Annotated in this window: 14 protein-coding genes; all 14 read left to right on the top strand. The window is 42.3% G+C overall.

Translation table 11 applies throughout. The features are described 5' to 3' along the window. Positions 1-6: 6 nt before the first annotated feature. The 14 genes from flhA to frr all read left to right on the top strand — a co-directional run bounded on the left by flhA (position 7) and on the right by frr (position 13284). The gene (flhA, locus tag D469_RS0106310; RefSeq protein ID WP_018922536.1) at positions 7-2049 is read left to right on the top strand and encodes a flagellar biosynthesis protein FlhA; all 2043 of its coding nucleotides are present in this window, start codon (positions 7-9) and stop codon (positions 2047-2049) included. After that, positions 2046-3248: a flagellar biosynthesis GTPase FlhF gene (gene flhF / locus D469_RS0106305; RefSeq protein WP_018922535.1), complete on the top strand. Its 1203-nt coding sequence runs from the start codon at positions 2046-2048 to the stop codon at positions 3246-3248. The genes flhA and flhF overlap by 4 nt, the downstream gene beginning before the upstream one ends. Further along, complete coding sequence (locus D469_RS0106300; protein ID WP_018922534.1) at positions 3241-4116, top strand: MinD/ParA family protein; 876 nt, start codon at positions 3241-3243, stop codon at positions 4114-4116. Before flhF ends, D469_RS0106300 begins: the two co-directional genes overlap by 8 nt. Position 4117: 1 nt before the next feature. Next, entirely contained in the window at positions 4118-5173 is a 1056-nt protein-coding gene (locus D469_RS0106295) for a protein-glutamate methylesterase/protein-glutamine glutaminase (RefSeq protein WP_018922533.1), read from the top strand. Positions 5174-5274: 101 nt separating this feature from the next. Next, positions 5275-5904, top strand: a complete 630-nt coding sequence (locus tag D469_RS0106290) for a chemotaxis protein CheC (RefSeq protein WP_018922532.1) — start codon at positions 5275-5277, stop codon at positions 5902-5904. After that, positions 5897-6394 carry a chemotaxis protein CheD gene (locus tag D469_RS0106285; protein WP_018922531.1) on the top strand — a complete coding sequence of 166 codons (498 nt, stop codon included), beginning with the start codon at positions 5897-5899 and terminating at the stop codon, positions 6392-6394. The genes D469_RS0106290 and D469_RS0106285 overlap by 8 nt, the downstream gene beginning before the upstream one ends. Continuing rightward, positions 6394-6759, top strand: coding sequence for a hypothetical protein (locus D469_RS0106280; RefSeq protein WP_018922530.1), 366 nt, complete (start codon positions 6394-6396; stop codon positions 6757-6759). The genes D469_RS0106285 and D469_RS0106280 overlap by 1 nt, the downstream gene beginning before the upstream one ends. A gap of 18 nt (positions 6760-6777) precedes the next feature. Beyond that, positions 6778-7542, top strand: a complete 765-nt coding sequence (locus tag D469_RS0106275) for a FliA/WhiG family RNA polymerase sigma factor (protein ID WP_026286128.1) — start codon at positions 6778-6780, stop codon at positions 7540-7542. A 46-nt stretch (positions 7543-7588) separates the two neighbouring features. Next, the gene (locus D469_RS0106270; protein WP_018922528.1) at positions 7589-8986 is read left to right on the top strand and encodes a DUF342 domain-containing protein; all 1398 of its coding nucleotides are present in this window, start codon (positions 7589-7591) and stop codon (positions 8984-8986) included. Between the two features lie 174 nt (positions 8987-9160). Then, complete coding sequence (locus D469_RS0106265; protein WP_018922527.1) at positions 9161-9742, top strand: DUF6115 domain-containing protein; 582 nt, start codon at positions 9161-9163, stop codon at positions 9740-9742. Positions 9743-9900: 158 nt separating this feature from the next. After that, the gene (rpsB, locus tag D469_RS0106260; RefSeq protein WP_018922526.1) at positions 9901-10629 is read left to right on the top strand and encodes a 30S ribosomal protein S2; all 729 of its coding nucleotides are present in this window, start codon (positions 9901-9903) and stop codon (positions 10627-10629) included. Between the two features lie 352 nt (positions 10630-10981). Then, a complete protein-coding gene (tsf, locus tag D469_RS0106255; RefSeq protein WP_018922525.1) occupies positions 10982-11863 on the top strand; it encodes a translation elongation factor Ts in 882 nt (293 codons plus the stop codon). A 144-nt stretch (positions 11864-12007) separates the two neighbouring features. Further along, positions 12008-12727 carry a UMP kinase gene (pyrH, locus tag D469_RS0106250; RefSeq protein WP_018922524.1) on the top strand — a complete coding sequence of 240 codons (720 nt, stop codon included), beginning with the start codon at positions 12008-12010 and terminating at the stop codon, positions 12725-12727. A gap of 35 nt (positions 12728-12762) precedes the next feature. Then, positions 12763-13284 (top strand): ribosome recycling factor, encoded by a 522-nt coding sequence (gene frr / locus D469_RS0106245; protein WP_240473317.1) that lies wholly within the window; start codon positions 12763-12765, stop codon positions 13282-13284. The last annotated feature ends 57 nt before the right edge of the window (positions 13285-13341 follow it).

The raw sequence follows: 13341 nt of genomic DNA, 5'->3' as shown, positions 1-13341 counted from the left end.
ATCAGTATGGGAGCAAGAGATTTATCTGTACTCGTTGGCGTAATCATGATCGTTGTTATGCTTATTATCCCTTTGCCAACTGAAATTCTAGACATTTTAATTATTACAAACATATCTCTTGCGTTAATTATTATTTTGGTCGCAATGAATACAAAAGAAGCGCTTCAGTTCTCTATTTTTCCAACGCTGCTTCTGCTTGTAACCCTCTTTCGACTTGGGTTGAATGTTTCTACCACTCGGTCCATTTTAGGAAACGCTGAAGCGGGAAATGTGATCGCTACGTTTGGTTCGTTTGTAGTGGGTGGCAACCCGCTGGTCGGTTTTGTCGTCTTCTTAATTTTAGTCATTATCCAGTTTGTTGTTATAGTAAAAGGGGCGGAGCGTGTTTCTGAAGTGGGGGCTCGTTTTACTCTTGATGCCATGCCGGGTAAACAAATGAGTATTGATGCCGATTTAAATGCAGGCATGATCTCAGAAATGGAAGCAAAAGAACGACGCGAGAAAATTGAACAAGAAGCTGATTTTTACGGTTCAATGGATGGTGCCAGCAAGTTTGTAAAAGGAGATGCCATTGCTGGAATAGTCATTGTTATTATTAATATCATTTTTGGTTTAGTCATTGGCATGATGCAGCACGGAATGGACCTTGGCACAGCCGCTTCGACCTATACACTTTTAACCGTTGGGGATGGACTTGTTTCACAGATCCCTGCCCTGTTGGTGGCCACAGCAACAGGTATTGTAGTCACAAGAGCAACGTCTGATGGGAACTTGGGACAGGATGTAACAAGAGAATTGTTCCGTTATCCGCAGCTATTATACGTAGCAGGAGCTACCATTTTGCTGCTAGGCATATTTACACCCATTACTATTGTAGTTACAGGGATGATGGCATGTCTCCTAATAGGTGGGGGTTTCTTGCTTAATCGCAATGAAAAACAAGGAGCAAAGGAAGCAGACGAGGAAGTAGCAGAAGAAGAAGAAAAAGAAGATGATATGAAATCACCCGAGAACGTCGTCAGCTTACTTTCTGTTGATCCGATTGAATTTGAATTTGGCTATGGGCTGATTCCGTTGGCTGACGCGAACCAGGGTGGCGATTTACTAGACCGGGTCGTTATGATTCGCCGGCAACTGGCACTCGAACTCGGAATGGTGGTGCCTGTAATCCGAATTAGGGACAATATTCAGCTGCAGCCGAATGAGTATGTGATAAAAATTAAAGGTGGAGAAGTAGCAAAAGGAGAGTTGCTGCTTGACCATTACATGGCTATGAGTCCTGGGGTGGAAGATGAGAATATTACAGGCATTGATACAGTAGAGCCTGCTTTTGGTCTGCCTGCTCTCTGGATTGGTGAAGACATGAAAGAGCAGGCTGAGCTGTCTGGTTATACGGTAGTAGACCCACCGTCTGTGGTTTCCACTCATTTAACCGAAGTGATAAAGCGCCATTCTCATGAATTACTGGGCCGGGAAGAAACAAAGCAGCTCGTTGATAACTTAAAAGAAACTTATCCGACACTTGTAGAAGAAGTGACGCCCAACCCCCTTAACCTCGGGGAAATTCAAAAAGTACTCACCAATATGCTAAAAGAAAAAGTATCAATCCGAAACTTGCCGACCATATTTGAAACGTTGGCGGACTATGCTCCAATGACAAAAGATATGGATTTAGTAACAGAGTACGTTCGCCAATCGTTGTCCAGGCAACTTACAAAACAATATGTTCCGGACGGGGATACGTTGTATGTGGTAACACTAAGCGGAGAAGTTGAAAAGAAAATCTCAGATCATATTCAGCGTTCTGAACACGGGAACTTTCTATCTTTAAATCCGCAAGAAGCCCAGCAATTGGTAGAGTCGATCGCAAAAGAAGCTGAACGTCTGTCTGAAATGGGGCAGACTCCGGTTCTTCTGTGTTCTCCGGCTGTCCGCTTGCATGTTAGACAGCTCATAGCCAGGTACTTTCCACAAGTTCCGGTTTTATCTTACAACGAGCTTGAGCCAAATGTGGAAGTTCAAAGTGTAGGGGTGGTGAAGGATCAATGAAAGTGAAAAAATTTCAAGCAAGCTCTATGCCTGAAGCGATGCAGCAGGTCCGAAATGAACTGGGAGACCAGGCTGTCATTTTAAATCAAAAAAAAGTGGAGCGCGGCGGTTTTTTAGGTTTTTTTAAGCGGCAATCAATTGAAGTTATTGCCGCCATTGACCCTAAACCGCCAAAAGCTGAACAAAAGCATAGTAAGCCCACTCATATGAATAAACAGCAGGAGCCACCGCTTCGAACACCAAAGACTACTGCCCGGCATCCAGAAGGAATGCTGGCTGAGAATGAAGATAACCGGCAGAAGCTAGTGTCTAAAGAAGCTCAGCGAGACGACTTGCATGAAGAAGTAAAAGATTTAAAAAAGATGATCGCAGGTTTATCACAGCAAAAAGACACTTCTTATCCACCACTATTGGAAACCATTCATCAAAAACTAGAACAACAAGAGGTTGATGATACGCTTCGTCTCGATATGATGCGTCATTTATTAAAGCGTTGGTACGAGGAAGAGAGCGAACCAAGTGAAAAAACCATTCTTCAGTGGTTATCTTCTTACGTTCAGCAATTAATGGAAGGCATTGCCTTTGGCGGAGAATCGGAGCGAGGAGGCCGCTTCATTAACATCGTTGGACCTACCGGCGTAGGTAAAACGACGACTATTGCAAAAATGGCCGCAGATTTTCAATTAAAAAAGAAAAAATCAGTCGCTCTTATAACCACGGATACCTACCGAATCGCAGCGGTAGATCAGTTGAAAACGTATGCGAAAATATTAAATGTGCCAGTGTCAGTAGCTTATTCAATCGAAGACTTTCGCGAAGCAAAAGCAAACTATGCAGAGTACGATGTCGTGCTCGTCGATTCAGCTGGCCGTAACTTTCGTAACGAACTATACGTTGAAGAATTAAAAAAGCTGATAGACTTTGATACGGAAATGGAAACATACCTCGTTCTTGCATTAACGTCTAAATATCAAGATATGAAGCAAATATATGAATCTTTTTCATTAATTCCAATTCATAAGTTGATTTTCACTAAAAAAGATGAAACAACGAGCTATGGGGCTATTATGAATATGATTGCAGCTTATGGTACTGGCATCGCCTACGTCACAACTGGTCAAAATGTGCCTGATGATATGTTTGAAGCTACATCAGATCGCATGACTGAAGTATTAAATGAGGGACTATCCAATGAGTGACCAAGCGAGAAATTTAAGAAAGCGGATGGAAGCGAGGCAAGCAAAGACTGTTGAAGAGATGAAAATAGTCACAGTTGTAAGTGGTAAGGGAGGCGTAGGCAAAAGCAACGTCTCTGTCAATTTCTCAGTTGCTCTTTCACAAGCAGGGCAGCGCGTGTTGCTTTTAGACCTTGATGTAGGGATGGCTAATATCGATATTTTACTTGGGAAAAGCTCGCCTTATTCTATTGTCGACATGATAGATAGTGAGTTTTCTATCTGGGACATTATGAATGAAGGGCCATACGGGTTGAAGTTTATTGCTGGCGGTAGTGGACTTACCAATTTATTTGAAATGAATGAACAAAAGCGCGAACGCTTTTTAACTCAACTTGAATCATTAAAGGGACATATTGATACGATTGTCCTCGATATGGGAGCGGGAGCTACGCATGACAGCATGCATTTTATAATGGCAGCTCACGAAGCACTCTTAGTTACTACGCCGGAGCCCACTTCAATTACGGATGCGTATTCGATGATAAAGTATTTACACCTTGAAGATAAAGACTTGCCGATTTCTTTAATAGTTAACCGGGTCCAGTCGCCTCATGAAGGGAAACAGACAGGGGAGAATTTAAGCCGTGTTACCGCCCAATTTTTGCAAAAAGAGCTTCGAGTATTAAGCACCATCCCGGATGATTCATCTGTTTTAACAGCAGTGCGGAGGCAGGTGCCTGTTCTAATTAACCAGCCAAAAGCAAAAGCGAGCCGGGCGATACAACATTTGGCTGAAACGTTCTCAGGGGAAGAAGCCGTGAATCCTTCTTCCACATTTACGGCGTTTGCTACCCGTTTTCGCCGTTTTTTTGGCAAAGAGGAGGGATGATATGATTAAAGTGCTGGTTGTAGATGACTCAGCATTTATGAGAAAGGTTCTATCAGATTTCATCGATACTTCTTTGAACATGGAAGTGAAAGCAACTGCTAGAAATGGAGAAGATGCGCTGAAAAAGCTTTCTCAAGAACGATTCGATGTGATAACCCTCGATATAGAGATGCCTGTATTAGATGGGTTAGCTACGTTACAGGCAATCATGGAGCACGACCGCATTCCTACAATTATGGTAAGCAGCACCACCGCTCTTGGAACAGAAAATACGATTAAAGCCTTGAGCTTAGGTGCTGTTGATGTAGTGAGAAAACCTGGAGGCGCTATTTCTCTTAGCATGGAAGAAGTTAAAGAGGAATTGCTTCAAAAGATTGAAACAGCTGCAAGTATTAATTTGAACAAACTGGAGAAAAGGCCAGCTCGCAAAAGAAGTGCTGCCCCCCTTTCTTTTGAACCAGATGGTAAAAAGCTTGTCTTAATTGGGACTTCAACTGGAGGACCCAAAGCTCTTCAACAAGTACTCACTGACTTGCCGCGAGATTTTTCTGTACCCGTGCTTATTGTACAGCATATGCCGCCGAAGTTCACAAAGTCGCTGGCAGCGCGCTTGAATTCATTAACTTCTTTAACTGTTAAAGAAGGAGAAGATGGCGAGATTGTACAAAACCGTACCATTTACATCGCGCCGGGTGGTTCTCATATGGAAGTGAAAATGACTGGCCGAAGCGTTACGATTCAACTGAGTGATGCACCTCCAATAAAAGGGCATCGTCCATCTGTTGATAGCTTGTTCTTATCAGCTTATCAGCTCGAAGACTATGCTGCTGTGGCAGTGATTCTAACTGGTATGGGAGATGATGGGAGCAATGGCCTCCACTATTTAAAGCAGGCTGGTAACTGTTATGCGATTGCTGAAGATGAGTCTACTTCTATTGTGTATGGCATGCCGAAAGCAGCAGAAGCAGCGTGCGAACTTGATGCAGTTGTATCTCTTCCGGATGTTGCTGCTGAAATCGTAGCAGCTACCAACCAAACTGTTGACGGAATGAATTAATTCCGAAATTATGCCAAGATTCGCCTGGAAATGGTATAATTGAATTAGACGTTAAGACCTTAGCGGGTAAAAATAATGGAAATTAAAGGTTGTGCGTGTGGGTGGAAATTATGAAGCGGATTCAGTCTTATCACCTTGATATCTTAAAGGAAATTGGAAACATTGGAGCAGGCAATGCGGCCACTGCGTTTTCTGCACTGTTGGCAAAACCGATTGAAATGACAGTTCCTTCCGTTCGAATTGTTAGCTTTCAAGAGATTACCGAATTAGTTGGCGGGGCTGAAGAGGTAGTAGCGGCCACCTTTTTGCGGATAGAGGGCGAAGTGCCCGGCAGCATGTTTTTAATCGTGCCTGAAGATGAAGCGGTGCAGTTGATTTATGACTTAACCGGGGAATCAAGTAAAATAGGATACAGTGAAATGGGACTCTCATCTTTACAAGAATTAGGCAACATTTTAGCTGGTTCGTATTTATCAGCGTTATCGGATTTCACTAATTTAAACATCCAACCATCCGTTCCTTCGTTAACAATTGACATGGCAGGGGCTATCCTTAGTTTTGGCTTACTTGAAATTTCACGTGTTGGTGACTTTGCAATTGTCATTGATACGGAGATACGTGAAGTGACAAATGAATATGGCTATGCTTCAACTGGACAATTCTTTTTATTGCCGGATCCGGATTCGTTTACACCTTTATTTCACGCTTTAGGAGTCGACTTGCATGCCTAGTGTCAGACAAGTAGTAAAAGTGGGAATGGCGGATATGAATGACTGCAGTCCACCACAGCTGTTGCGTACTTCAGGTCTCGGATCATGTATAGGACTAGTGATATACGATGAGCAATGCCAAAGGGCAGTGATGGCTCATGTGATGCTCCCGGATTCGTCAATGAGCAAGCCAGGGGCGTTGAATATAGCTAAATATGCAGACACCGCCATTGCAGCTGCCATTGAAAAACTAGAATCCTTTGGAAGCATGAAAATTAATATGCAAGCAAAAATCGCAGGGGGCGCACAAATGTTTTCATTTGCTGGTTCATCTGAAATCATGCGCGTCGGCCCTCGTAATGTTGAAGCAGTTAAAAAGTTTTTAAACAATTATCAGATTAGGCTGATTGCCGAAGACACCGGTGGAAGTAATGGCAGGACGATAGAATTTGATCCTGAGGATGCAAGTTTGAAAATACGAACAGTTAACCAAGGAGAAGTTGTGATTTAATGATGATAGGAACTTGGAAAATGAATGCTGTAATCGCGACCTTTGCATTTCTAACAGTATTTTTTCTTTCGCTGACAGCTGTTTTGCCTGAACGTGCCCTCCTTCGGGCAGGGATTGGCTTTGCGGTGTTTTTTGTTGCTTCATATGGTATTAGATACCTTATTTACACAGCATTATTAAAAGATGACGGTACTCAGTTAGAAGACTCGCCTGAACAGATCGAACAACGTAAACAGGAAGAGGCTGAAACGAAGGAAAACTCTCCTTCTTCTTACCAGACTGAGCGTAAAGAGGACCCTGATTTCTCCGAAGAAAATGCCGAAGCTACGGCAAACGTTTTAAAAGAAATGGTCAATGAACGATAGGGGGTAATCGTCATTCGAATTACAGAAGAGACGCTTGATAAAGCTTGGATAGAGTGGGAAGAAAATCGTTCAAGCACCGCAGCTGATGTGCTGGTGGAATCTTATATGTCACTCGTTCATTATCATGTTCATCGAATTGGAGTGGGCCTTCCTAAAAATGTAGATAAAGAAGAGTTAATCAGCCATGGACTAATAGGTTTGTACGATGCATTGGAAAAATTCGATAGAAGTCGTGATTTGAAATTTGATACATATGCTTCATTTCGGGTGCGGGGGGCCATTATTGATGGGCTCCGTCGCGAAGATTGGCTTCCTCGTTCCGTGCGGGATAAAGCCAAAAAAATTGATGACGTGACTGAACGGCTTGAACAAGAAAAAGGTCGATTGATAACAGCAGAAGAGATTGCTGAAGAACTAGAAATGAATACAGAGGAAGTTATAAAAGTAAATGCAGACAGTTTTGTGAGTAATATGCTCTCTATTGATGAAGAAACTGCCGATTCAGAACGGGAAGAAAGTTACCGCAACACGATTGAAGACCCCAACACACCTACTCCTGAACAACAATTAGACAGAGATGCACTAAAAGAAGACCTTCGTTCGGTCATAGAGAAGTTGAATGACAGAGAACAGCTAGTCATTAGCTTATTTTATGATGAAGGGCTGACCCTCACTGAAATTGGAGAAGTTTTAGAGCTCTCTACCTCTCGGATTTCACAAATTCATTCCAAAGCATTGTATAAAATGAGACAAGTATTAGCTCCTCGTTTTAATGAACGTTAAGAAAATCTGCTTAATCATTATATTTCAGTAAAGGCAAGTGATTAAAATGGCAGTGAACCTTGATGATTACTTCGAACTAAAAATTACTCCAGATAAGTTAATGGCCGTACTTTCCCGTTTCAAAGAATACGAGGAAGAGACAGAAGTTACGTTAGATGAAGTGAAAGCGTTTATTTATAAGAAGCACAAGGTGGTTTATGGGGTTAATGAATCGTTGCTTGATGCCATTGCGGAGGACCCTGAATCTCTTTCCTTCCCATTAACCATTGCAGAAGGAAAAGAGCCGGTAAATGGCGATCCTGCTTATCTAAAACCTGCCCAATTCTCTGAAATTAATCATGCGGAGACCGAAGGAGATCAGCATTATGTTGACCTCAAACAAGTCATCGATATTCCGATGGTTGCACAAGGTGATTTTGTTGGAGAGAAAATTCCTCCTACCCAAGGGGCAAATGGTAAAAATGTTCATGGAGAAGATGTGTCCGCAATTCCCGGTAAAGATTTTCAATTAAGAGCCGGGAAAAATACACGAATTTCTGAAGATGGGTTGCGCCTTTACGCTGTGGTTGACGGACAAGTTAGTATAGACAAAAAAATGATCCATGTTTACCCCGTATATGAAGTGAAGGGGGATTTGGACTTACGGGTTGGGAACATCGATTTTGTTGGCAATGTCTCTATTAAAGGGAATGTGCCGGCTGGGTTTGAAGTGAAAGCAAAAGGTGACATTCGAGTGAGTGGAACTGTCGAAGCTGCTGTTCTTGAAGCTGGCGGTTCGGTCTATGTCGGCGCGGGAATCGTCGGCCAGGGTGGAGGATTGATCAAAGCAGGGCAGGATTTACATGCGACTTATGTGAATCAAGGCAATGTGAATATAGATGGCGATTTATATGTTAAACAAGCCCTTCTACACAGCCACGTAGAAGCAACAGGTAGCATCTACTGTTACGAAGGGAAAGGGAACATTGTGGGAGGCCAAGCTTCTGCTGGAGCGCTTATTCATGCTAAAGATGTAGGCAATAACATGAACACACCGACATCTCTTTATTTAGGGGTCAACCAAAAGTTGCTAGAACAACAGAACGACTATAACACTATAGCACAAGAAACAAAGCAAGAAATTGAAAAGCTGGAAACATTACAACGTGCTTTTGCCCAAAAAGAAGAGGCGGGTACTCCTCTATCCTCAAAAGAACGAATTACGAAACTTCGAATTCGTAGTTCGCTTGTATTAAACAGAGAGAAAAAAGAAAATGCTGAAGAAGAATTGCAGGAGCTTAATGATTTGTTTGAACATCAGGGGACAGGGGAAGTGAAAATAGAGGGATGTATGTATCCGAATACAGACGTAAACTTTGGTAAGTATCGGCGTAAAATTACGACCAATCATCAATATGTTAGACTTTTCGTAAAAGATAGCGAGATCAAAATTACTTCTTTATAAACGAAACGTGAGGCATTGTTCGGTAGTGCAGGTGTTGCTTCTGTATTATAATGGAGCACCGTCTCAGCTAGGATACTAAATCTTGCAGTGGAGGCATAAGACAACTCGCCGCAGCCTCAAACTTTTGGTACCATTTGTTTCAACATCGAATAACAATAATCGAGGGATGACAGATTGACTTTATTTGCGATCGTAAGCTTTGGACTCCACGTTTTTTCAATTTTTTTTATTATACTTCTTTACAAGAAACTTCATAGACAAGGTGTTGACGCAGGTGGGGAGCGATTAAAAAAAGAAATTGAAGATTTACTCATTGCCCACACTGAAGAAATGAAAGCAGAAAACGAGCAACTTTTAAATAAACTGCAAACCACCCATACTGAAGAGCGGTTAGAAGATCAAAACCACCGCCAGAAGGAAGCACCATCTCCTGACACTACCACTGCCGGCAGCAAAGAACCTGAAAACAAGACAGGCCCGGCTAAAAAAAGGGGAAAGGTGAACACCTTCCAATCCACACTTGCCTCTGTCCAAGCTAATCAGTCTTATAAAAAAGTGAATAATAATACACTAGAAGATAGAGACGAGCATAATCTATATGAACTGCCAGTCGATGATGTTACGGATAAAGTGGAGCAATCTACTGAAGCACAAGTGATAGCTCTCTATGAAGAAGGGTTGCCCCCAGATGAGATTGCCCAGAAACTTCAAATCGGTAAAGGAGAAGTGGATTTGTTTCTCAAATTCCGGCAATAATCTCATCTCTTCCCCTTGTCTTCTTGTAAGCCTTGTGATATAGTATTTCACGGTGTTAGCACACACGTCTGTCTGATTTGGGCAACCGGTGCTGCCAATGGCAGTGTTGCGCAAAGATGAAGCAGACGGAGGAAAAAAACCAAAAGGAGGCCTTTAAAATGGCTGTAATTTCCATGAAACAATTACTTGAAGCAGGTGTTCACTTCGGTCACCAAACACGCCGTTGGAACCCAAAAATGAGCCGTTACATTTTCACTGAACGTAACGGAATCTACATTATTGACCTGCAAAAGACGGTCAAGAAAGTAGAAGAAGCTTACAAGCGAGTACGCAGTATCGCAGAAGACGGAGGGAAAATCCTCTTTGTCGGCACTAAAAAACAAGCGCAGGATTCTGTGCGCGAAGAAGCAGAACGCTGTGGCATGTACTACATTAACCAGCGCTGGTTAGGTGGAACGCTTACGAACTTTGAAACGATCAGAAAGCGTATTGCTCGTCTTAAAGACTTAGAGCGCATGCAAGAAGATGGTACGTTTGACGTTCTTCCAAAGAAAGAAGTTATTCTTCTTCAAAAGGAAATGGATCGTCTTGAGAAGTTTCTCGGTGGAATCAAAGAAATGAAAGACCTTCCAGACGCAATCTTCATCATTGATCCACGTAAAGAGCGTATTGCAGTAGCTGAAGCGCATAAACTTGGTATTCCGCTAATCGGAATTGTAGATACAAACTGCGACCCTGACGAAATTGATCAAGTGATTCCGGGGAACGACGACGCAATTCGTGCGGTTCGCCTTTTGACTTCTAAAATGGCTGACGCTGTTATTGAAGCTACACAAAGCGAAGCTGCAGAAGAAGAGCAAGCAGAAGATGAAACCCCGGTCTCCTAAATGAAAATGAATGCGAAAATTTAGCAGAACGTTCAAAGGGTGATGAAGGGGCTGACCCTTTATCACCCTTTTTAAACGCACGACTTACCTTTCTTACTAAGTCACTCGGTTTTAAAACATACTAGAAAGGAAAAGGTAAGAAAGCAAGTGAGCTTTGTATCTTTTGTCTTTTATGAATGATTGGTAGTGCAGCGAGCGTATGTTGACAAACTAATGGCCTTTTTCTTTAGAGAAAGTGTGAAGGTAAATAATAGAAAACAGCTTGATCACACTTTCCTTGCGTGAGGAAGAGTGTAAATTTTTGGCCTTCTGCTAGAAGGTATAAGAAAGCTATTTATAAGGAGGAAATACGATGGCAATTACAGCAAGCATGGTAAAAGAGCTACGTGAACAAACAGGGGCTGGCATGATGGATTGTAAAAAAGCCCTTAATGAAACAAACGGTGACATGGAGGAAGCAGTTAATTTCTTGCGTGAAAAAGGAATGGCCAAAGCGCAGAAAAAAGCTGACCGTGTAGCAGCTGAAGGTCTTACGGCAGTTGAAACTGACGGAGAGCATGCGGTTATTATCGAATTGAACGCAGAAACAGATTTCGTTGCTAAAAATGAAAACTTTGTAGCTCTCGTGTCTACAATTGCGAAAGAAATCCTTAAAAATAAGCCAGCTGATGTTGAAGCTGCTTTGCAACTTGAAACTGAAGATGGCGTACAGCTTGAAACATTCATTAATGACCAGATTGCTAAGATCGGTGAAAAGATTTCGCTTCGCCGTTTTGAAGTAGTTTCTAAAGGTGACAACGAAGCCTTTGGCGCTTACCTTCACATGGGTGGCCAAATTGGCGTGTTGACTCATGTTGAAGGAACTACAGACGAAGCGGTAGCAAAAGATGTTGCGATGCACGTTGCTGCTATTAACCCACAATATGTAACTCGCGATGAAGTTCCAAAAGAACAAGTAGACCAAGAACGTGAAGTGCTTAAGCAACAAGCTCTTAATGAAGGCAAGCCAGAAAACATTGTTGAAAAAATGGTGGAAGGCCGTTTGAAAAAGTTCTTTGAGCAAGTATGTCTACTTGATCAAGAATTTGTAAAAGATAGTGACCAAACAGTTGAACAATACTTGAAGAGCCAAGGTGCAACTGTTAAATCTTTTGTTCGTTATGAAGTAGGCGAAGGCATGGAAAAGCGTGACGAAAACTTTGCTGATGAAGTTATGTCACAAGTGAAAAAGTAACAAGAAAGCAGGGGACACACTGTGTTCCCTCTTTTTGCACGTTCGGAGGTTTTCCCTCCATTTGTGCTTACGTCAAACTAAGGAATTATTAGGTAGCTTTCTTTTTTCATTCCGGCGCGACGGATTATAAGTTGGAGGTAAACTATGAGTAAATATAAGCGAATCGTGTTGAAACTTAGCGGAGAGGCCCTTGCCGGGAACCAGGGCTACGGTATTGACCCTGAGGTCATTCAGTCAATTGCTGCCCAGATTAAAGATGTAGTAAAATTAGGGACGGAAGTGGCAGTTGTTGTTGGCGGAGGTAATATTTGGAGAGGTATGGCTGGCAGCGCAAAAGGAATGGACAGGGCGACTGCCGACTATATGGGAATGCTTGCTACCGTAATGAATTCATTAGCTTTGCAAGATCGATTGGAACACAATGAAGTCGAGACGAGAGTCCAAACTTCCATAGAAATGCGACAGGTTGCAGAGCCTTACATACGTCGAAAAGCGATTCGGCATCTAGAAAAGAAACGTGTCGTATTGTTTGCTGCAGGCACCGGGAACCCGTATTTTTCCACTGATACTACTGCGGCGCTAAGAGCTGCAGAGATTGAAGCAGATGTTATATTAATGGCAAAAAATAATGTGGATGGTGTGTATGACGCGGATCCGTCGGTTGATGTAAATGCGAAGAAATATGATGAACTGTCTTATTTCGATGTTTTGCGAGATGGATTAGGAGTTATGGATTCTACGGCCTCTACGTTATGTATGGATAATGATATCCCATTGCTCGTTTTTTCAATTATGGAAGAGGGTAACATTAAAAAGGCAGTACTGGGCGAAGACCTAGGAACTATTGTAAGGGGGAATAAATAGTGGCAAAAGATGTCATTCAAGACGCAAATAGCAGAATGGAAAAAGCAGTACAAGCTCTCCACAAGGAGCTTGCAACACTTCGGGCAGGACGAGCAAATCCTGCTATGCTCGATAAAGTAATGGTAAGTTATTATGGGATGGACACCCCTTTGAACCAACTTGCGACAATTTCAGTTCCAGAAGCACGTATGTTGGTAATAGCCCCGTTTGATAAATCTTCTATCGGAGATATTGAAAAAGGCATCCAAAAAGCAGACCTCGGCTTAACTCCAAACAATGACGGAGACGTCATTCGTATCAGTATTCCAGCTTTAACAGAAGAACGCCGTAAAGAGCTTGTTAAGTTGGTGAAAAAGTATGCTGAAGATGCACGGGTAGCAGTTCGTAATGTTCGCCGCGATGCAAATGATGAGCTGAAAAAGCAAGAGAAAAATGGCGATCTTAGTGAAGACGAAGCTCGCAAGTTTCAAGATGAAACTCAAAAAATTACAGATAAACACATTAAATCAGTAGACGAAGCGGCTGAAAATAAAGAAGAAGAAATTATGGAAGTTTAAGCCGTTTCAAGGTAAAATGGTATCAGTAGAAGAACCCTCTATTCTAGGGGGTTTTTT

Source organism: Salsuginibacillus kocurii DSM 18087 (assembly GCF_000377705.1).
In the GTDB taxonomy this organism is placed as follows: Bacteria; Bacillota; Bacilli; order Bacillales; family Marinococcaceae; genus Salsuginibacillus; species Salsuginibacillus kocurii.
Note: the sequence above shows the minus strand (reverse complement) of the source record. Positions and strands in the feature narration are given on the sequence as shown.